Here is a 20,914-nt window from a genome sequence, read left to right as displayed (position 1 = left end):
GCAGGAGCCTTTTGTCACACACAAACAGGATGGTTAGCCAAGATACGTTTTCAACGCCTTTGACCGGGAGGTATGGCGAAGACGACGAATGGCCTTTTCTTTTATCTGCCGAACCCGTTCACGGGTCAGGTTAAATTTTTCGCCGATTTCTTCGAGCGTCATAGCGTGCTCGCCGTTCAAACCGAAGTAAAGCGTAATCACATCGGCTTCGCGCTGGGTCAATGTCGACAACGCCCGTTGTACTTCCTTCCGCAGCGAATCGTTGATCAGCCCGGAATCGGGTTTGTCTTCGCCATCGTTTTCGAGTACGTCAAGCAAGCTGTTTTCTTCACCCTGTACGAATGGCGCATCCATCGATACGTGGCGACCCGAAATCTTTAACGTATCGACGACCTCAGCCGCTGAAATTTCGAGCACGGCAGCCAGTTCCTCAGGGGATGGCTCGCGTTCAAATTTCTGCTCAAGGTCAGAAAACGTTTTCGAGATCTTGTTCAGGGAGCCCACCCGGTTCAGCGGCAGACGAACAATACGGGACTGTTCAGCCAGCGCCTGCAGAATCGACTGACGAATCCACCAAACGGCGTACGAAATAAATTTAAAGCCACGCGTTTCATCGAAGCGTTGAGCGGCTTTGATCAGACCCAGGTTTCCTTCATTGATCAAATCGCCCAATGAGAGCCCCTGGTTCTGATATTGTTTAGCTACAGATACGACGAAACGTAAGTTAGCCTTTGTCAACCGTTCCAGCGATAATTGATCACCTTCCCGTATTTTCTGGGCTAGCGTTACTTCCTCATCGGGCGTAAGCAAATCTACCTTACCAATTTCCTGCAAGTACTTGTCTAACGACTGGCTCTCGCGGTTGGTAATCTGTTTTGAAATTTTTAGCTGTCTCATGATACGTTGCCCCGAGTCGGGTGGCTATATAACGCTAACGTTTGACGTTGCATTACACAAAAAAGTAACAATCACTTATGCGTTTTTGTTCTCCGGCTTCGGCAGAAGAACTTTCCGTGACAAGCGGTACTTTCCGGTCTTTTTATCCACGTCAATCAGCTTTACCGTCACCTCTTCCCCTACCTGCAACACACCGTCCATCGTCTCCAGACGTTCCCACTTGATCTCGGAAATGTGCAAAAGACCGTCTTTACCCGGCATAAATTCAACGAACGCGCCGAACGGCTGGATTGTCTTCACTTTGCCGACATATGTCTCGCCAACTTCCGGTACAGCAACAATGCCCTTCACGCGTGAAACGGCTTTGTCCATACTTTCTTTGTTGGTCGCAAAAATACTAACCCAGCCCGCATTGTCGTGTTCATCGATGTTGACAACGGCTCCTGAATCTTTCTGAATGTCCTGCACCACTTTACCACCGGGCCCGATAACGGCACCGATCTGGTTGGTGTCGATCTTGATAACGATGGCACGTGGCGCATGCGCTTTCAAATCCGAACGAACGTCGGCAATCCCTTTGGCCATCTCGCCAAGGATGTGCAATCGGCCGCGACGAGCCTGCTCGAGCGCCTGCCCCAGCACGTCATACGATAGCCCGTCTACTTTCAGGTCCATCTGGCAAGCGACGATACCCCGTTCGGTTCCGGTCACTTTGAAATCCATATCGCCGAGGTGATCTTCGTCGCCGAGGATGTCCGACAGGATAGCGTATTTCGCACCCGCACTGGATGGTGCGTCCGAAATCAGCCCCATCGCGATACCGGCAACGGGCGCTTTGATTTTGATACCAGCGTCCATCAGCGCCATCGTTCCGGCACAAACGGTTGCCATCGACGAGGAGCCATTGGATTCGAGAATATCCGATACGATACGGATCGTGTATGGGTTCTCGGATTCGGATGGCAACACTTTCTTCAGCGAGCGGTGCGCCAGGTTACCATGACCAATTTCCCGACGACCAGCCCCCCGGTTGGGTTTTACTTCACCCGTCGAAAAACCAGGGAAGTTATAGTGCAGCAGGAATTTATTATAGCCCTGATACATCGCCTGGTCAACGATTTGTTCGTCGACTTTCGTGCCAAGGGTTACGGTCGTTAACGATTGCGTTTCACCGCGCGTGAACAAGGCCGATCCGTGTGGACCCGGCAAATAACCCGCTTCGGCCGATATGGCGCGGATCTGATCGAGTTGGCGACCATCTAACCGAACGCGCTCATCGAGCACCAACCGGCGGGAAGCCTCCCATTCCAGATCGTGAAAATACGTTTTAATTAGACCTACGTTCACCACCGCATCGTCGGGGAACGTAGCCAGATACTCTTCCCGAACGGCTTTGAAGCCTTCCGAACGCCCCTTTTTGCTTGGATTCTGCCGGCGGGCTACCTCGTATATTTTATCGTAGCAATAAGCCCGAACAGCCGCCCGAAGTTCTTCGTCGTGCGTTTCGTGATTGTAGTCACGTTTTACCGTCTTGCCAACTTTTGCTTCTAATTCTTTCTGAGCCTGACACTGCACTTTGATGGCTTCGTGCGCGACTTTGATAGCCTCCACGACTTCGGCTTCCGAGCATTCACTCATTTCGCCTTCCACCATACAGATATCCTTTTCCGTAGCGGCAACGATCAGATCGAGCGTAGCCCGGTCCAGTTCAGCCGTTTTCGGATTAATTTTGTACTGGCCATCGATTTTAGCCACCCGTACTTCAGAAATTGGTCCGTTGAAGGGAATATCGGATACGGCCAGCGCAGCCGATGCCGCCAGGGCTGCCAATGCATCCGGCTGAACCTCGGGGTCAGCCGAAATCAACGTGATCATGACCTGTGTATCCGCGTGGTAATTGTCCGGAAAAATAGGCCGCAGCGCGCGGTCAACCAGGCGGCTGATCAGGATTTCGTGATCGCCCAGGCGACCTTCCCGACGCTGGAAACTACCGGGAATCCGGCCAGCCGATGCAAATTTTTCCTGGTAATCAACCGACAGGGGTAAGAAATCGACACCTTCTTTGGCATCTTTATTTGATACGACCGTAGCTAACAGCATGGTGTCGCCCAGGCGCACAACCACTGCTCCGTCGGCCTGTCTGGCCAGTTTGCCGGTCTCAATGGTAATTTCCCGCCCGTCGGGCAGCGCAACGGATTGCGTGGTGATTTCAAACATACAATAGATTTTGAATACTCTCTCTTACAGCTTTACCGCTATGTCAGACCAGGATACTCCTCGTCTGTCCTTAAAACCTCTCTTTTAAACTCCGTCTCAACCTGCGTTCACCTTACCCGGCAGCGTTTCCTGAAGAAACCACAAAAATGAGGGAATCTACTGGTCAGCAGATTCCCTTTTTTAGACGCGGTCCGATTATTTTCTCAGACCAAGTGCGGCCAGAATGGCCCGGTATCGTGTGATCTCTTTCTGTTGGAGGTAGTTCAGCAGACGCCGACGCTTACCAACTAATTTCAAAAGACCCAATTGGGTGCCGTAATCGTGCTTGTGAACTTTCAGGTGCTCGGTCAGGTGACTGATCCGGAACGTGAACAGCGCGATCTGGGATTCGGCCGACCCGGTGTCCGCTGCACTTTTGGCGTGGCCCGAGGTGGAGAAGATCTCCTGTTTTTTTTCGGTCGTTAGATACATCTTCAGACAGCTAATTAATTAATGAAAAATTGAATTTGGGTGCAAATATACGGAAATTTATGATTAGTCGGTTGTTTTTCGTAATCCGCCGGGCAGGAAATCGGCCCGATGACTGATCAACCGGCAACCGACGATTTGTTCCGGTAGGCGGTCCATTTGCGCTTCAGGCGCTCCCAGGCAATGATGTACACGTCTTTATCGAATAACCGGGAATCGTAGCGGGCGCGCTGCATAAGAAATAAACCGACCGGAAACAGGACCAGATTCGCCATCCACGCACCGACGGGTACCGGCAGCAGCCCATCTTTTGCGTACTTATCGCCCGTCAGCGTCAGGATATAGAGGAAAATAAAGAACACGATCGACACCAGAACCGGCAGGCCGAACCCGCCTTTCTTGATAATGGCCCCCATCGACGCCCCAATCAGGAACATGACGAAGATGGAAATGGACTGCGTAAATTTATGATGGCTCTCCAGCTGGTATTTCCAGACGTTTTTTTCTTTCTCGGTCAGGTAAGACACGTTCGAGGTGGCATACGACAGGATATTCTGCGCCTGACTCATAGCGGCCTGAGCGAGTTCGGGTTTGGCAATTTTCTGTTTTCGGACCAGCGAATCGATCCATTTACCGTCCTTCACCAGCTTCTGGGCGGTGGTCGTACCGGCTTTAAACTGATAATTGTAGTACTGGCGCGATGTACTGGCAACGCTCAGGCTCGTATTTTTGTAGTCTTTTTGCAGCGAATCGGTCAGCGCCGAGAGCTGCTTCAGGTCTTTCATGTACTCATGGTACTCGAACTGATTCTCGTCGGTCCGCTTAATACCGAATGACTCCATACTAATGATCAGCCGGTAGTCTTTGAAGCCATTGCGAACAAACTCCGCTCCCTTACCGGGTGCGCCGTTGCTGGCATACGTTACCGTGCTGTTGCCCGAATATTCCTGGTAGTCATTGCCGTTGAAGAGTTGAAAGACGAGGTACGTCCGGTCTTTGTCCGTATACATCCGCCCCGAATCGGCGAGAATAATTTCGCGATTACCCGTTTCAAGGCCATTGGTGGGATGCTTATAGATGACCAGCCCCTTCAGCAGGTCGCCCGTTGTACTCTCTTTGCCGGTCTTGATCTTTTTGTCGACCTTGATACTATAGCCAGGCAGGTCGTTGTAAAAAATACCTTCTTTCAGGCTGAGCGTGGCTTTGGCGGTTTTTATATCGTACAGCAGACTGTAGCCTTTGAGGTTAGCCCAGGGCGACACCGTGTTGTTGAACCAGAAGGAGAAAGCGCTGATTCCGACGGCAACCACGAGCAGCGGACGCATGGCCCGGGTCAACGAAATGCCGGCACTTTTGAGGGCAGTCAATTCGAAAAACTCACCGAGGTTACCGAACGTCATGAGTGACGACAGCAGTACCGCCAGCGGAAGCGCGGTTGGAATCGTTAAGAGCGCAAAATAAAAGAGAAGGCGGCCGAAGGTAGCCAGATCGAGGTCTTTCGAAACGAACTCGTCGATGTAGAACATCAGGAGCCGCATCAGAAAGATAAAGATAACGACGCCCAGTGTGAGAACAAACGGCCCCCAGAACGAGCCGAGTACTAACTTATCTATTTTTTTCATTCTACTGTACCGCCTGAGCGGTCCCGAATGTACCAGAAAACAGCCAGGCGATTACCCCATGACCCCGTATAGTATACAATCGGGACCACCTGTGGAGTTCATTTGTCGATCGTTAATTAACAACTATTAACTACCCACAATTTCCTTTAGCTTATCCATCAGGCCGTCCCAAAGATCCTGGAGTTCGTCTTCGTCCGTGGTCGAGGAGTAATCGGTTATGCGGAGGAAGGTTGACTGGGTAAGTTCGGATTGATCGACCCGAAAATCGACATAGTTGTTATCTGATCCGTTCTCAGCGGTTTCTAGAAACTCGAAGCGAACACCTTTATTCTGGCGCATCGATACCTGGCGGGCGATGTGACTCTCGTTGTCCCATTGAAAATCGAACCGTTGCTCTGGCATCGTGTTCACCTTGTTAGCAAACCACTGCGATAAGCCAGAGGCCGTGCTAATGTAAGGAAACAGCATTTTGGGGGATGCCCGGAGTTCGTATTCGGCAACGAATTTAATTTTTTCCATAGTACTTCGTTAGGAAAAGGAATGGGGACTATAAATCGGAATGTCAGTTCGTTAGAACCAAATCGATGGAATCAAGCAACCCCGTCTGAGCAAAGGTAAACGATTTTTTTTGCGAAAGTCAACGCACTTTTTTGCGTCAGGCCAATTTTTTCGTACTTTTGTGGAATCAATCCCGGCGGGGTAGCTCAGATGGTTAGAGCGTAGGATTCATAACCCTAAGGTCGGCAGTTCGATCCTGCTCCCCGCTACTCAGACTCTACGTGAGTCCAGCACGAAACCCGCCCTAAAGGCGGGTTTTTGGCGTTTAGGGCTTTTCTTCTGCCTTTCTGACCCTGGTTTATACAGCGGTATGCCTGCGATCTCTGCTTGACCGGAACGCCTGAACTGGGCGTATTCTACGTAAAAAAACGTCGATCAATGAGGCCGTGTCATCGGCACAAAACACCAGACACATTCACTACCAATTGATCGTACGGACTCGAATCTACCCGATTTTTCGCACTCGATCTCACTTCCGCTACCAGAAAAATCCAAGGCATTACCGGATAATCGATCAATCACGTAGTCCCTCAGCGCCCATAATCAGCGTGAATTCAGCTTTTGGATCAGACCGATGGGTAGCCTCACCCGTTAACGGTATGGATGAAATAGCGAGTTTTTACGTAGTAATACGGTTAATTTCAGAGCGTATTTGTCCGTTTAACTAATCTGGAAGCACATTAAGTATACGAGTAGTAAACAAGTGCAGTACGCTTTGTCCGTAAGGGGTAGGCTTACACCCAAATCTGATGAAGTAATCGTTGTCCTTTACACGAATTCAACCCACACCTTTATGAATCAGCACACTCTGAATCAGTTGCTTCAGGAAAAACAACGACTCGAAGCCACGATTACAGCCAATTGTCGATCGGCGGCTACAGCGGAAGCGTTGCTACGAACAATTGTCCCAAGTGCTTCGCCAACCAGTACCGACACTAGCTCCAGTGAGCTGATTCGCCAGTACATCTACGATCAGAACCGGGCTGGTCACGCATTTATCGCTGAATACAATCAGGTATTGGGAAAGCTGCGACGAGTGTGATTCCTGTCTGTTCGCCCGTCTGCACGTTTGATGGGGTAAAGCCATACCCTGGTTTGCTCCCTTTCAGTGGGGATTTCTCAGAGAAGGTGTAGCGTGCCACGCTAGCGTATTTACACAACAGCGACTGACCCCGTTGATGGCGACGAAGCTGGCGATATGGAAGTACAACTGCGTGCTCCGCTTTACTGATACACGCGGACATACTCCACGTCCATACGCCGTGGCCAGATGGTTTCGTCAACGCCTTTCTGACCACCCCAATTGCCCCCAACGGCCACGTTCAGGATCAGGAAAAAAGGCTGATCGAACGGCCATTGCGCTTCGGCAGCGCCAAGATCGGCTTTCCGGACACTATAGTATTTCTGGTCATCGACGAAAAAATCAATCTGGTCAGCCGTCCATTCGATGGCATATAGATGAAACGCGGTCGTTACATCACTGATCGTAACAGCCTTGCCCTTTTCCGTTTTTTTCGCGTGGTTGTACGCTTCCGTATGGACGGTGCCGTGAATGACGCCCTCGTCAAATCCCACGTGTTCCATGATGTCAATCTCACCGCACATCGGCCAGCCAGTCGTTGCACTCGCCTTGCCCAGCATCCAGATAGCAGGCCAGGTGCCCCGTCCGGCGGGAAGCTTGGCTTTTGCTTCGATTCGACCGTATGTCCAGGTCGTTTTTCCCTGCGTCACTAATCGGGCCGACGTATAGTCCTTGCCCTGGAATGGTTCTTTTCTGGCTTCGATGACCAGTTTTCCATTTTCGACCCGTGCATTGTCAAGGCGTCTGGCCGTATAAAACTGGCGCTCGTTGTTGCCCCAGCCGTTACCACCCACCTCATACGCCCATTTCGTCGAGTCAGGAAGGCCCGCTTTATCGAACTCATCAGCCCATACCAGCTTTCGTTTTGCTGCGGACTTGGTTAATACGATCCCATCCGGACTTTTACAGGCCAGTGAAACGACCAGTGCCCCCATCAGTAGCGTCAATAGATACTTCATTACCGGTATAATTTCACTAGTTAGCCGATCTGATCAGTTACTTATTCACGACTTGCCGAACGCCCACGTCAGAAAATCGGGCATGATCTGGCTCCAGGTGTCCTGGTTATGTTTACCCCCGACGATCTCGACGTACCGGATGTCTGTTTCCTGGCTAGCGGTGCGATGCCAGCGGTATCCTTTTTTAACCAGTTCATCGATCAGGTCGGTCGTGTCTTCGATGGAATCGATAATGCCGTTGTTGTTCCGATCGCTGGTTTCGTCTTCGGTACCGGTCTCGAACCAGAATTTCAAACTCTGGTGATGCCCGCCTTTACGAACAAGATCGTGCATGATGCGGTCGGTTTCGTCGCGGTAACCGTCTTCCGTGCTTTTGCTCCGCCACCAGAACGAACCCGAAAATACACCTGCCCGACTGAATTTATCGGGATGATGAAAGACGATGTCAAAAGCGGATAATCCACCCAGCGAAAAACCAGCAAAGACCGATTGGGTGGGTTCACTACTGACCCGGTAGCGTTTTTTTATGTACGGTAACAATTCGGTCAGCACAAAATCGGTGTACAACCCGGCTTTGCTCCCCCGGTTCATGTAATCGGCGCGGGCTGCGGTGCCATATTCCTGGATCCGATCGCCGGCATAAATGGCTACCAGCACAAAAGGCTGGATAGCCTGTTTCTGGTAGAGTGAATCCAGCACACTGGTCAGTCGAAGCTTAGCCAGATCCTGGCCGTCGTTCAGGTACAGCACGGGATAGGTTCGATCGGACGACTCGTAATCAGGTGGTAGGATAATGTCCAGTCGAACCGAACGGCGGAGTGGAACAGACACTAACGAATCATCGGGACGAAGCGTTACGGTAGGTGACTCGGCAGGAGAAGAGGCCGGAAAATGAACAGCCATAAGCGCAAAAAATGTCAGGAGTAATGGGATCACAACGTGCAAAGTAGGGATTTTTTCTGCTTACGGCGGTCTATTTTTGTCGATACGAGCTATTTACTCTATTTTTCACCCGAAAAACAGGTCACTTCTAAACAACTAGTACGGTGCAGCAAGATTATCGAAAATGGTACTCTCACCACCTCGGTCGCGATATTGAGATGCTGGTTTACGGCAACTGGGGGTATCCCGTCATCCTGTTCCCAACCTCCATGGGGCATTATTACGAGTACAAAGATTTTGGCCTGACCGATACGGCCCGCTGGTTTGTGGAAACGGGCAAAGTAAAGTTATACTGTATCGGCAGTATCGACCGGGATAGCTGGTACGCCAAGCACCTGCACCCCGGCACCCGCATCTGGAACCACGTTCTCTACGATCGCTTTCTGCACGAGGAACTGGTACCGGGCATTCAGCGGGAGTGTAACGTCAAGAAGATCGGCGTATCCGGTGCATCGTTCGGTGGCTACCACGCGCTGAATTTTGCGTTTCGCCATCCCGAGCAGGTAGGCCATTTGCTGACAATGGGCGCAGCTTTCAATATTCGGTCGTTTCTCGGTGGGTATTACGATGAGAATGTCTATTATAACAATCCACCCGACTTTTTACCCAATGCGCAGAACAACGAGTTTTACCACATGAACATCGTGCTGGGAACATCGGAATATGATTTCTGCAAAGACGATAATTACACCATGTCGGGCATTCTGAGCCGGAAAGGAATCCGTCACCAACTCGATGTATCGCCCTGGGGTAATCACGACTGGCCGGTCTGGAAAGACCAATTCCCACGCTACCTGAGTCAGATTTAACGGCTAGCGCTTTCTAACGACGGGTTAACGGCAACGAATCTGGCAATTGGCTGGCTCGCATACCGTTTGACCGGTTCAATTGCCCTACATCAATGCAGTTTTTGGGCGATCGGGATACCCATAGCGGGCTATCTTTTCACCAGCCAGGTTAATAAATTTCTGCCCTACCGGTCATCGCCTAAGCACTTCCCGCCGTATTGGACTGCAACGCCTGACGGATAATGGCAGTCCAGTAAGCAATGCGTTTTGTATCGTCAGCCAGTAGCGTAATCAGCGCAAAAATTGGTTGTACCTGTTCGGTCCAGGGTTGAGCTTCCAGTCTAACCATCAGCTGGTATACGTCAGTCTGCAAGTGCTCGAGCCGGGCAAGCGACCAGCACGTTGACCGAACAAGGGGGCTGGTGACTGGGCGGTATTCGACGGACTGGAGCGACGTTATCACGGTATCCAGCTTCCCGTACCAATGGTGCAATTGCTCCAGCGCTTGCAACCAGCTGGCAACGGTTTGTTCGAGCTTACTCTGTGGATCAATATCCATAATCCCGTTGAAAAAACAAGCCGGTACTGACTGACCATCCGGAAGTTATGCTCTCGTTCTGAGCAACTTGGCGAATAAGCCACGGTTTGTGACATGTCGAATCAACGGGAAAAGGAAAACATTGTTTGTGTACACTTACCTAAATGTAGGAACGGAGGTATCTATAGCGGGCACCTTGACCGTCTGACCCACCCGGCAAAAACCCGGCCCTGATTTGATCGGATCAAGGCCGGGTTTTTGCCGGGTGATTCTAGTAGATGACGACCGGGAGGTTACTGGCGATCAATAGGACTCGTAGTCAAAGCGCAGCACATCTGTGGTCGACGAACTATTGGGGAAAGTCGTAACCTTGGTACGCTCAGTGGGCAGGTTCGCAGCATTATACTGATACTGATACCTGATCGTTTCGGCTGTGTAGCCCGAAGGGGGTGTTTCAGTGAGTACATTATTCTGGCTCAGTGTCAGCACACTGTCCGTGCCGCCGAACAGCGCGCCGGGTGTCGATGGGCCGGATAAAATGTTGACAAAGCCACTGGCCGCCGAAGGAATGACAAATAAGCCGTAGAACGGATTTATCTTATCATCGTGCGTATAATCGGCGCTATGTACGCCGGGAAAGCCCACACTGGTCCCGGGTGGCATTCCCTGATAGGTAATGCCGGTTCCGCCGATGGTTTGGGTCAGGTTTTTGCCCGTGAACGTAAACTGAAGATTTCCCCTAATGCTGAAGCGAGGATGGCTATACACCGCAGAAGCGGAAGCTAACCGGTTATCACTGTTGTAGGTATAGGACCAGGTCAAGCCATTCGTGTAGGCAATACTGGATACCTGCCCGGCTCCATTGTACGCATACGCGTAGTTCTCGACGGGGCCACTGACAACTCCGCCAGCGGGACGGGGGGAGGGGACCGCTATGCGTTGAAGTTGGATGAGTCGATTCTGTGCATCATAGCGAAAGTTACTGTAGTAAATGGTCACCATGCTGCTATCGGGCGGCTGGAAGCTAACCAGGGAGCTGAGTCGGCCCTGTGGATCGTACCGGAACGCGGTGATGCGCACGACGTTATTGGCCAGTTCCTCCGTCAACGATTTTACGCGTAACCGAGCGGGTGTTGAGCCGGGTGTGATATCGGGAAAGCGATGATCAAAACAGGAGACCAGTCCCCCGGCCAGCAGGCAGAAAGTCAGAAAAAGAGCGAGACGTGCGTTCATGGTTATGGATGATTGATGGATTTGGTTACAGACTGCCCTAAACCTACAAAACAGTTACGCAGCTGGATCGTGGATGACCTGAAACTGGTAGAATTTGTCCCTATTCTGTAAGCAGTTGTCGGCAGTTGCTTCGGGCGGGTACTGAACCAGAGCCTTACGTTCGCGCTGGCCAGACCACCAAGATGCTCCTTGCTGGCCTTGCGGTAGACGACACGCACGGGGAATATGCCGGTTGAAAACCAGCACTGATTTTGATCGAACCTGTAAGAACAATCGGGAAACTACGTAAGTTTACCCTCCTAAAGAGCACAGATTCAACCATTTGGTTTGCCACTGTTGTACTCTCATCACGCCAATTGAACCTAACTAACTGATTATGAGCAAGAAAACTAAGATTGGTATTTTATTCGGCCAGGAAAACACATTTCCGCAAGCTTTTGTCGACCGTGTCAATGAGAAACAAAGCAAATTTCCCGCGGAATTTGTTCGTATCGATCAGGTGGAACAGAGTGTTCCCACCGATTATGCGGTCATCATCGACCGTATCTCGCAGGATGTACCCTTCTATAAAGCGTTTCTCAAAAACGCAGCCTTAACGGGTACTGCCGTTGTCAACAACCCATTCTGGTGGAGCGCCGACGAGAAGTTTTTTAACAACGCACTGGCCGTACAACTGGGTGTTCCGGTTCCGAAAACGATTCTGCTGCCTTCCAAAGAGCGCCCCGACGATACGAATCATAATTCGTTCCGCAATCTGCAAAACATGGACTGGGACGCAATCTTCAACCATATTGGCTTTCCCGCGTTCATGAAACCCCACGCGGGCGGTGGCTGGAAAAGCGTGTATAAAGTGGATAATCCCGATCAGATGTTCAAAGCCTACGACGAAACCGGTCAACTGGTGATGCTCTATCAGGAAGCAATCGACTTTACGGATTATTTCCGGTGCTATTGCATTGGCGGCAAAGAGGTGCGCATCATGCCGTATGAACCGCGCAACCCGCATCACCTGCGGTATGCCGCCGAGATGCAGACGACCGGCGACGCGGGCAAGAAACTGCTCAAGAAAATGACCGAGTACGTGCTCAAACTGAATCATGGCCTGGGTTACGACTTTAACACGGTCGAATTTGCGGTTCGTGACGGTATCCCCATTGCCATTGATTTCTGCAATCCGGCTCCCGATGCCGACATTCATTCGGTTGGTCAGGAAAATTTTGACTGGGTTGTCGAAGCAGCCGCGACCATGGCTATCGATCGCGCCCAGAAGGCCCAAACGGGTAAGGACAATCTGACCTGGGGTACGTTCGTCCGGGGGTCTATTGCCGGACCCGTCGCTGTACCCTCAACGGAAGCAAAGGCTGAAGCCCCGAAGGCAACCAAAACACCGAAGGCTGCCGTAGCCGAAGAAAAACCAAAGAAAGGTAAGAAAACGAAGGAGTAACCAAGCCAAGCCATCAATGCTCGCCCGCAAAGCCATACACCGCTATGGCTTTGCGGGCGTATGGGTAGTTGCACTTATTGATAGTCCATTGTAGTCGAGTACATGAAAAAAAAGTTATTAGTCGCGTTCGTTTTCGGTTGTTTGTTCGTTTTCTCAGCCTGTAGCCCACCGTCAACCCCGCCCAAACCCGTCTTGATCAGTTCCAGTCAACTTGTTTTCTATACGAACGCGGTTCTCCGGCTGCTCACATCAACCAACGACTCCCTTACCTATCAACCGGCTGATTATCAAGTAAGCGTAAATCGGATCGTTTACCAGACAACGCTCACGGATGGGACAACCATCACCGCATCGGGCATTGTCTACCTGCCCAACCAGCTCGACTCGACCAGTAACCGGTACCCGCTCCTCAGCTTTCAGCATCCCACGGCTTTTTCGAATACAGAAGTACCTTCGGGGACTAACTTTGGCGCAGCCAGCTTTTCGTATCCCCTCTACTTTGCTACCCACGGCTACATCGTTGCCTGTCCGGATTACATCGGCTATGGTGCAGCCGATCACGTTCCGCACAACTACGAGCACCGCCAGACACTCGCCCAGGCAACGGTCGATATGATGCTGGCAACGAAGGCTTTTCTGGCCCAGAAAGGTGTTCCGTGGACCAATCAGTTATTTTTGGCGGGCTATTCCGAAGGCGGTTTTGCTACGCTGTCGGCTCAGCAACTGCTGGAAGAAAAATACGGCCAGGAGCTTCCCTTGAGCGGGTCGAGCTGCGGAGCGGGTCCCTATGCCATGTCCGACTTTTTCCGGTACGTGACGCAGAATACAACCGTGGGCGGGATTGCCAACTACATCTATGCCTGGGAAACCCTAAGTTACAACCGTATTTATGGCCTGAACAAACCCGTCAGTTACTACTTCAAAGCGCCTTATGCGGAGCAGATTACGCAGTCGCTCGACAGCACCCGGTCAATTACGGCCAGTTTTGATCAACTGTGTACGGACGAGTTTCGGGCTGACGTGCGTAACCCGTTGTCACCCTTCGGAAAAGCGCTAGCCGATAATGACCTGACGACCTGGCACACCGCCACCGCGACCCAGCTTATTCATAGTCAGCAGGACGAAATCATTCCGTTTCTCACGTCCCAGCAAACGTATACCGCCATGCGGCAGCGTGGATCAGCAAACCTCCATTTGGTAGCTATTCCCAGTGGCTCGCACGTACCAACGGAGGTCTTGTTTATGCGCCGGTCGCTGGACTGGTTCGAGCAGCTTAAAAAGTAGCGGATCGCTTCCAACCCGCTGCCTGTCAATGGACTCATTACCAGAAACCAACCACCTGACCATGCGTTCTCGTCTTCTCCTATGCCTCGTGCTGGTAAGTGCAGCCTGCCAGCAGTCCGATCCCGTTTCGCCGGACACCCTTACGGGTCGATGGGTCGAACGAACAATGCGGCAGGACACACTCAGTTTCAATATCGACCACACGGGGTCTCCCCTACCCGACTGGCTTACCGTAAACCGGGGTAAAGAACGAAACGCTACCGGTGATCTGCTTCCCAAAATTGGCAGCGGCATTTATAGCTACCAGGTGCAGGGAAACCGAATTTTTGTTCGAAGCATGCTATCTAGTTCATCGCTAAGCGCGGATTATGCGATCGATCGAAAAGGTGATTTACTGACGGTTGACAATTTCTTCGAACTGGGCTTCCGGCAGTCGCCCACTGCCACCCGAACATTGGTACGGCTCCCCTAGCTGTTCGTCGTACTCATCAGTGTTTGGGCAATTTCTCCCGTCGATCCAGTTCCTGTAATACATCAGCCATCGTGCGGAATCGGTTGGCATCGCCAATGAAGCTCAGCCCTGACATGATGAGGGCAAACCCGCCCGTACTCACCCAAAACCAAGGATCTTCGTTGACTTCCTTCATTTTTGATCCGTGCAGCAACACGGCCAGTCCGCTGCCCAGGAGCATCGCTCCACTGCCACCCATCCACCAGTATTTGGCAATCAATTTTTTTTCGTTCGGCGTTCGCATGTTCGGTTATTGTTTATTTTGCGTTCATCATGAAAAACCATCGTTCGCGCTTTGAGTTTATAAAAAACCAGTATATTACCTCCTAGTCGATTATTTAACGGTCCGCAGCTCAACGCACCAAAAGACTCATTTTTACGCAGCAAGACTAACCCATTGATATTAACCCCTTTCGCTAATGCCCGTATTTACTCTCGGAATCGAAGAAGAATTTCAAACGATTGATCCTGCAACCGGCGAGTTACGCTCCCACATGTCAAAGATTGTTGATGGTGGACAAATCGTTCTTCAGGAACGCGTAAAAGCGGAGATGCACCAGGCCGTTGTTGAAGTAGGCACCAACATCTGTCATAACATTCAGGATGCGCGCCAAGAGGTAACGTACCTCCGCAAAATGATCATTGAGCTGGCTGATAAGCAGAACCTGAAGATTGCTGCGGCCGGTACGCACCCGTTTTCGGACTGGCAGGAACAGCTCATCACGCCCAACGAGCGGTACGACCGGCTTATTGATGAACTGCGTGATGTTGCCCGGTCCAACCTCATATTTGGTCTGCACGTGCACGTGGGCATCGAAAACCGGAACGAAGGTATTCAGATCATGAACGCCGTGCGTTACTTTCTTCCCCATGTGTACGCGCTCTCAACCAATTCACCGTTCTGGCGGGGTCGCAACACGGGCTTCAAATCGTACCGGTCGAAGGTGTTCGACAAGTTTCCCCGCACGGGCATTCCCGATTATTTCTCGTCGGCGGCCGAATATGATGAGTACATCGCGCTGCTCGTGAAGACCAACTGCATCGACAATGGCAAAAAGATATGGTGGGATATTCGGCTGCACCCCTTCTTCGACACCATTGAGTTTCGGATTTGCGACGTGCCGATGCGGATCGACGAAACGATCTGTCTGGCCGCGATCATGCAGGCGCTGGTTGCTAAAATTTACAAGCTGCACAAACAGAATTTGAATTTCCGGCCCTACCGTCGGATACTGATCAACGAGAACAAATGGCGGGCCGCTCGCTACGGCATTGAGGGGAAACTCATTGATTTCGGCAAGCAGGAAGAAGTGCCAACCCATCATCTGATCCACGAATTACTCAGCTTTATCGACGATGTGGTTGACGAACTAGGCAGCCGGGCGGAATGCGAATACGTGCTAAAAATCCTGGAAATGGGCACGGGCGCAGACCGCCAACTCGCTGTTTTCCAACAACACAACGACCTCAAGCGGGTCGTCGATTACATAGTTGAGGAAACTTCTTTTGGCATAAACTAGTTTTTTCCTGAACGGTCTGCGTCAACCTATCGCAACCTATCACTATGAGCTTAACAAAAATCGCCGTACTGGACATGAATAACAACCACGCCAACGAAGGCATGCGTTGTATTCTGCATCTTATCCGAAGCGTCCAGGGCAACGACCAGGCCGAACTGGCTTTCGATGTGTTTAACGTTCGGGCGGGTACTGAAATTCCCGGTCTGGATTACGATATTTATATTTCGTCCGGGGGACCGGGCAGCCCGCTGGCCTCTGAGGAAGCGTGGGAAAAACCGTATTTCAACCTGATCGACCAGCTATTTGCCTGGAACCGGAAAAACGATCGCAAGAAGTTCGTGTTCCTGATCTGTCATTCATTCCAGCTAACCGTCCGGCATCTGGAATTAGGCTTTCTCAGCAAACGCAAATCAACGTCATTCGGCATTTTCCCCATTCACCAGACGGACGATGGCTGTGCAGATGCCGTTTTCCAGGGGTTACCCGAACCGTTCTACGCGGTTGATTCGCGAGATTATCAGATCACCGAACCCAACCTGGATCGCATGAACGAGATGGGTGCGTCGATTCTGTGCCTGGAGAAAATCCGGCCCCACGTGCCGCTCGACCGCGCCGTTATGGCCATTCGTTTTTCACCCGAAATTGTGGGTACTCAGTTTCATCCCGAAGCGGACAACGAGGGTATGTTGCGCTACTTCCTGACCGATGAGAAACGGAATCAGATCGTAACCAACTTCGGACAGGAGAAATACGACGAAATGGTCGCCTATTTGCAGGACCCGGACAAAATTGCGCTAACGGAGTCCGTTATTCTCCCCGGTTTTCTGCGTCAGGCCATTGCGGCCCTGTCGCTCTCCGATCAATTTGTCGAACTGAATTAAGGGGTCTGACAGGATTTTCTGGCTTGCGAGTCGCTACATGGCGGCACTTTTCTCAACGTAAATACGGAAGATCCTGTCAGAAAATGACTCGTTCAGGTCCAGGTAAAATCTGTCATTCTGTTTAAAAAGAACTATGATTCAGTCAGTTCGCCAAGCCTACAATCAAGCCTTCAGCCCGGAACGTTACCGGGCTTTTTTGGACAAAATCGATACGGACCTGCCCGGTCAACTGGATTTCCGCGTGGCCGAGACGCCCGTTTTTGTTCCAAAAATCTTAACCGATAAATTGCTGTCCGCGTGCGATGCGATCGTGGATGTCATCACGCGCGACGACTTTAAAACCCTGACGGAACAGGCCATTCCGGAGGGTCAGCGAGTACCCAATGAGGATGACCACACGCAATTTCTCGCGGTCGATTTTGCGGTCTGCACCGATGAAAACATGGAGCTAACCCCACAACTCATCGAATTACAGGGATTCCCGTCTTTATACGCGTTTCAGCCCTACCTGGCCGACCAATTCCGGGCCGCATTCCCGATACCGGATCAGCTGTCTCATCTATTTACCGTCTCCACGAATGACGAGTATCTGGATCGGCTCCGGCAGATGATCGTCGGCGACTGCCATCCGGACGAGGTTATCCTGCTGGAAATTTACCCGGAAAAGCAGAAAACACGCGTCGATTTTGCTGTAACCGAACGGTATCTCGGCGTTGCGCCCGTTTGCCTGACGAAGATAAAAAAAGAGGGTCGGCAGTTGTTTTACGAAAAAGATGGCCAATTAATCCGGATCAAGCGAATTTATAACCGCCTGATTTTCGATGATTTACAGAACTTTCCTGATCTTCAGACCGACTTTCACCTCACCGATGATGTCGATGTGGAATGGGTTGGGCACCCGAACTGGTTTTTCCGGATCAGTAAATACACATTACCTTTCATAAAAAGTCCCTATGTACCAGCCAGTTATTTCCTGTCTGACCTGACTGAGTATCCGGCGGATCTGGAGAACTACGTGCTGAAACCCCTGTTCTCCTTTGCGGGCAGTGGCGTTAAACTGCACATTACAGCGGCTGATCTCGACGCGATTCCTGCGGATCAACGAACCGGTTATCTGATCCAGCGGAAAGTCAAGTACGAACCAGTTGTTCAGGCACCCGACGGGCTCATCAAGGCCGAAATCCGGATGTTGTTTATCTGGCCAAAAGGCGATGCAAAACCAACGCTGCTCACGAATTTGAGCCGTCTGAGCCGGGGTGAAATGATCGGCGTTCGGTTCAATAAAGACTTCGACTGGGTTGGCGGAACGGTCTGCTTTTTTGAAAAGTGATTGTTGATTAGTAGGGTGTTATGATAAATGGGTAGATGGTCTGAATCGTAGTAGACCATCTACCCATTTATCATAACACCCTATTTACTGAGGCTTCACGGTGCTTGATACGCCGTATCTTGGAGATACGGCGTATCAAGCACCGTGAAGCCTCTATTTACTACCAAAGATCAGGTTGTAGCCGATGTATGGGTAGAACCGGACCATTTTGCCGTCCCAGTAATAATTGTTTCGATAGAGAAACCCGTAAACGCCAAGATCGAAGGCGTGACGACGACGATCGAGCCGAAAAGCAAACGATACCGTGGCGCGTTCGCCGTTGTCGTCATAGCCGTAATAGTTTTTCCCCAGGTTAATCCGGTTGTCGCTCAGCAACGTCAGACCCGGTAATACTTTTTGGACAACACCCACGGTCATAAACGACTGATCGGGCACGCGCTGATCGGTAAAGGGGGTAGGATACGCCGACGACCAGTACTCATATACCCGCTGGCTTCCCCGGTTTACAAGTCCGTAGCCGATGGTAACATTCCGCTGGCTGTTCCCGATGGAAGCCAATGCCTGAAACGTCCACACACCCGGACGATAAAAGTCGCGGTTCGTAGACGGCTGGTAAGTTACGTTAAGTCCCGCCCGCAACGCCTGACCGATTGGCGCACTTAGCTTCGATGTCAACCGCATTCGGTTCAACACAGGATTGCGGATCGATTCGATTCCGGAATAACCCAACCACGGGAGTGGTGCTACAAAACTGGCACCAACGCTCCAGAAACGGGTAATCCCGTACTGAAACTCGTTCACCAAGAGCCAGGTGTTCCGGTAATAAAAGCGCCCTTTTTCGGGATTGTAGGCCGTTTGGCCAACCAGCAGCCAGGGAGAGAACCGATTTTTGAACAGCCGCGCCGAATCGATAGGCAGCCGGGTCCCGATCCGTACCGAATCGACGTGATCGAGCAGTTCCGGCTCAAAATACGTGAGTTGCCCATTCCGCTTTCGCACCGTAATCATCGTGCTATCTTTCCGAACAAAGCGGCCTTCTATCCGTGAGCTGTCTTTAAACACAAAGACCGAATACAGCGCCGTTGTCGGGGTTTGGTTGACCGGGCGGGGTCGAATAGGCATAACACCAATCAACTGATCCGATTCAATAAAGGTCAGGTCACCACCAGCTTTCCGGACGGTGATCAGCAGACTATCCTGGCGAATGAGCTGCCCGCGAACCACCGAACCGTCGCGCAGCAGCAGAAACGATTGTTTACGGGCCATGTCTTCAGCCGTAATTTTGACCCGTTGTGCCCAACAGATCGCCGGGAAAAGTGTCAGCAGGAGAAGAACTGTTTTCATGATCCGGGGTGTTAGGATGAAGAGGCTTAACGTTTATAGTAGTATGCAAACGGTGACACACCGACAGTTATTTTTTCAGCACATAGCACAGACCTCCGATTTCCCGTTAGGGTTGGAAATCGAGCGTTCAGAAGGTGTATTTATTTATTCAACGGCGGGCAAACCGTACATGGACCTGATTTCGGGTATTGGCGTCAGTAACGTCGGCCACCGGCATCCGCGCGTATTGGAAGCGATTCAGAACCAGCTGGATAAATACCTCCACCTGATGGTCTACGGGGAGTACGTACAAACCCCGCAAACGTTGCTGGCCCATGCTCTGTCGGAAACGTTGCCCACCGGTCTGGATTCGGTTTACTTCACCAATTCGGGGACGGAGGCCGTTGAGGGAGCGATGAAAGTAGCCAAACGCTTTACGGGCCGGACCGAGATCATAAGCTGTTTTAACGCGTACCACGGTTCAACGCAGGGCGCGCTGTCGCTGTCGGGTGACGAAAATTTTAAGCGTAATTACCGACCCCTTCTGCCCGATATACGGCATATACACCCCGGCCATTGGGCTGACATCGAGAAAATTACCACACGAACGGCAGCTGTCATCATGGAAGTGATCGGGGGCGAAGCGGGGATTCGGGTTCACGATGCCGCTTACTTACAGGCGGTTCGCCAACGATGCACGGATGTTGGCGCGTTACTGGTGTTTGACGAAATTCAGACCGGTTTCGGACGGACGGGCACATTCTGGGCCTTCGAAGCCGTCGGGGCTGTACCCGATATCCTGCTGTGTGCGAAAGGCATGGGGGGCGGGATGCCGATCGGTGCGTTTATCAGCTCAGAAGCGGTGATGAGCGTACTCAAAAACAACCCGATTCTGGGCCATATCACCACGTTTGGCGGTCATCCGGTGTCGTGCGCAGCCTCGCTGGCAACCCTAACGGTGATTAAAGAGGAGAAACTTCACGAAGCCGCCGAAGCGAAAGGCCAGTTGTTCCGGCAGTTGCTAAAGCATCCCGCCATTCGGGAAGTACGGGGCAAAGGATTGATGCTGGCCGTTGAATTTGCGTCGTTTGATGTGTTGAAACCCGTTATTGACCGGGCCATTGACAAGGGCGTCATCACCGACTGGTTCCTGTTTTGTAACAACTCGATGCGCATTGCCCCACCGCTGATCATCACGGACGAGCAAATTCGGGAAGCGTGTGCGGTACTTTTATCGGTACTGGATAGCTGACGCTTACGGGAAAACGACGGACAGTGTGCCAACGACCAGCGCTAGGCTAAAAATAATCAACAGACC

Annotated in this window: 20 protein-coding genes and 1 tRNA gene; 10 read left to right on the top strand and 11 right to left on the bottom strand. The window is 51.4% G+C overall.

Annotated elements, in window-relative coordinates; translation table 11 throughout:
• Positions 1 to 33: 33 nt before the first annotated feature.
• The 5 genes from GK091_RS12425 to GK091_RS12405 all read right to left on the bottom strand — a co-directional run bounded on the left by GK091_RS12425 (position 34) and on the right by GK091_RS12405 (position 5,723).
• Positions 34 to 897, bottom strand: coding sequence for a sigma-70 family RNA polymerase sigma factor (locus GK091_RS12425; RefSeq protein ID WP_009282104.1), 864 nt, complete (start codon positions 895 to 897; stop codon positions 34 to 36).
• Positions 898 to 972: 75 nt separating this feature from the next.
• Complete coding sequence (pnp, locus tag GK091_RS12420) at positions 973 to 3,114, bottom strand: polyribonucleotide nucleotidyltransferase (RefSeq protein ID WP_164038125.1); 2,142 nt, start codon at positions 3,112 to 3,114, stop codon at positions 973 to 975.
• A gap of 195 nt (positions 3,115 to 3,309) precedes the next feature.
• The gene (rpsO, locus tag GK091_RS12415; RefSeq protein WP_164038123.1) at positions 3,310 to 3,585 is read right to left on the bottom strand and encodes a 30S ribosomal protein S15; all 276 of its coding nucleotides are present in this window, start codon (positions 3,583 to 3,585) and stop codon (positions 3,310 to 3,312) included.
• Positions 3,586 to 3,701: 116 nt separating this feature from the next.
• Positions 3,702 to 5,204 carry an LptF/LptG family permease gene (locus tag GK091_RS12410; RefSeq protein ID WP_164038120.1) on the bottom strand — a complete coding sequence of 501 codons (1,503 nt, stop codon included), beginning with the start codon at positions 5,202 to 5,204 and terminating at the stop codon, positions 3,702 to 3,704.
• Positions 5,205 to 5,330: 126 nt separating this feature from the next.
• Complete coding sequence (locus GK091_RS12405) at positions 5,331 to 5,723, bottom strand: START-like domain-containing protein (RefSeq protein WP_164038117.1); 393 nt, start codon at positions 5,721 to 5,723, stop codon at positions 5,331 to 5,333.
• 174 nt (positions 5,724 to 5,897) lie between these two features.
• Here GK091_RS12405 and GK091_RS12400 point away from each other — a divergent pair.
• Positions 5,898 to 5,971, top strand: a tRNA-Met gene (locus GK091_RS12400).
• Between the two features lie 584 nt (positions 5,972 to 6,555).
• Positions 6,556 to 6,804 (top strand): hypothetical protein, encoded by a 249-nt coding sequence (locus GK091_RS12395; RefSeq protein ID WP_164038114.1) that lies wholly within the window; start codon positions 6,556 to 6,558, stop codon positions 6,802 to 6,804.
• Positions 6,805 to 6,986: 182 nt separating this feature from the next.
• Here GK091_RS12395 and GK091_RS12390 read toward each other — a convergent pair whose 3' ends face one another.
• On the bottom strand, positions 6,987 to 7,802 hold the full coding sequence (locus GK091_RS12390) for a glycoside hydrolase family 16 protein (protein WP_164038111.1): 816 nt from the start codon (positions 7,800 to 7,802) through the stop codon (positions 6,987 to 6,989).
• Between the two features lie 45 nt (positions 7,803 to 7,847).
• Positions 7,848 to 8,705, bottom strand: a complete 858-nt coding sequence (locus GK091_RS12385; RefSeq protein WP_164040778.1) for an alpha/beta hydrolase — start codon at positions 8,703 to 8,705, stop codon at positions 7,848 to 7,850.
• 143 nt (positions 8,706 to 8,848) lie between these two features.
• Between GK091_RS12385 and GK091_RS12380 the strand changes: the two genes are divergently transcribed.
• Positions 8,849 to 9,553 (top strand): esterase family protein, encoded by a 705-nt coding sequence (locus GK091_RS12380; protein ID WP_164038107.1) that lies wholly within the window; start codon positions 8,849 to 8,851, stop codon positions 9,551 to 9,553.
• A 178-nt stretch (positions 9,554 to 9,731) separates the two neighbouring features.
• On the opposite strand, the gene GK091_RS12375 is transcribed toward GK091_RS12380, so the two are convergent.
• Positions 9,732 to 10,091, bottom strand: a complete 360-nt coding sequence (locus tag GK091_RS12375) for a hypothetical protein (protein WP_164038105.1) — start codon at positions 10,089 to 10,091, stop codon at positions 9,732 to 9,734.
• 282 nt (positions 10,092 to 10,373) lie between these two features.
• Positions 10,374 to 11,303, bottom strand: a complete 930-nt coding sequence (locus GK091_RS12370; RefSeq protein ID WP_164038102.1) for an RHS repeat domain-containing protein — start codon at positions 11,301 to 11,303, stop codon at positions 10,374 to 10,376.
• A 376-nt stretch (positions 11,304 to 11,679) separates the two neighbouring features.
• Between GK091_RS12370 and GK091_RS12365 the strand changes: the two genes are divergently transcribed.
• The 3 genes from GK091_RS12365 (at position 11,680) to GK091_RS12355 (ending at position 14,503) form a co-directional block, all read left to right on the top strand.
• Entirely contained in the window at positions 11,680 to 12,747 is a 1,068-nt protein-coding gene (locus GK091_RS12365; protein WP_164038099.1) for an ATP-grasp domain-containing protein, read from the top strand.
• Positions 12,748 to 12,849: 102 nt separating this feature from the next.
• Positions 12,850 to 14,031 carry an alpha/beta hydrolase family protein gene (locus GK091_RS12360; RefSeq protein WP_164038096.1) on the top strand — a complete coding sequence of 394 codons (1,182 nt, stop codon included), beginning with the start codon at positions 12,850 to 12,852 and terminating at the stop codon, positions 14,029 to 14,031.
• 61 nt (positions 14,032 to 14,092) lie between these two features.
• On the top strand, positions 14,093 to 14,503 hold the full coding sequence (locus GK091_RS12355) for a hypothetical protein (RefSeq protein ID WP_164038092.1): 411 nt from the start codon (positions 14,093 to 14,095) through the stop codon (positions 14,501 to 14,503).
• A gap of 16 nt (positions 14,504 to 14,519) precedes the next feature.
• Here GK091_RS12355 and GK091_RS12350 read toward each other — a convergent pair whose 3' ends face one another.
• Positions 14,520 to 14,786, bottom strand: coding sequence for a hypothetical protein (locus GK091_RS12350; protein ID WP_164038089.1), 267 nt, complete (start codon positions 14,784 to 14,786; stop codon positions 14,520 to 14,522).
• Positions 14,787 to 14,961: 175 nt separating this feature from the next.
• On the opposite strand from GK091_RS12350, the gene GK091_RS12345 reads away from it, so the two are divergent.
• The 3 genes from GK091_RS12345 (at position 14,962) to GK091_RS12335 (ending at position 18,273) form a co-directional block, all read left to right on the top strand.
• Positions 14,962 to 16,062, top strand: coding sequence for a carboxylate-amine ligase (locus tag GK091_RS12345; RefSeq protein WP_164038086.1), 1,101 nt, complete (start codon positions 14,962 to 14,964; stop codon positions 16,060 to 16,062).
• A 44-nt stretch (positions 16,063 to 16,106) separates the two neighbouring features.
• A complete protein-coding gene (locus GK091_RS12340; RefSeq protein ID WP_164038082.1) occupies positions 16,107 to 16,943 on the top strand; it encodes a type 1 glutamine amidotransferase in 837 nt (278 codons plus the stop codon).
• A gap of 133 nt (positions 16,944 to 17,076) precedes the next feature.
• Positions 17,077 to 18,273, top strand: a complete 1,197-nt coding sequence (locus GK091_RS12335; protein WP_164038078.1) for a hypothetical protein — start codon at positions 17,077 to 17,079, stop codon at positions 18,271 to 18,273.
• 153 nt (positions 18,274 to 18,426) lie between these two features.
• On the opposite strand, the gene GK091_RS12330 is transcribed toward GK091_RS12335, so the two are convergent.
• Positions 18,427 to 19,617, bottom strand: coding sequence for a hypothetical protein (locus GK091_RS12330; RefSeq protein ID WP_164038074.1), 1,191 nt, complete (start codon positions 19,615 to 19,617; stop codon positions 18,427 to 18,429).
• Between the two features lie 43 nt (positions 19,618 to 19,660).
• On the opposite strand from GK091_RS12330, the gene GK091_RS12325 reads away from it, so the two are divergent.
• The gene (locus tag GK091_RS12325) at positions 19,661 to 20,848 is read left to right on the top strand and encodes an aspartate aminotransferase family protein (protein ID WP_164038071.1); all 1,188 of its coding nucleotides are present in this window, start codon (positions 19,661 to 19,663) and stop codon (positions 20,846 to 20,848) included.
• Positions 20,849 to 20,914 lie beyond the last annotated feature (66 nt).

The organism is Spirosoma agri (assembly GCF_010747415.1).
GTDB classification, from domain to species: domain Bacteria; phylum Bacteroidota; class Bacteroidia; order Cytophagales; family Spirosomataceae; genus Spirosoma; species Spirosoma agri.
The sequence above is the reverse complement of the archived record's forward strand: the minus strand, read 5'-3'. Positions and strand labels throughout refer to the sequence as shown.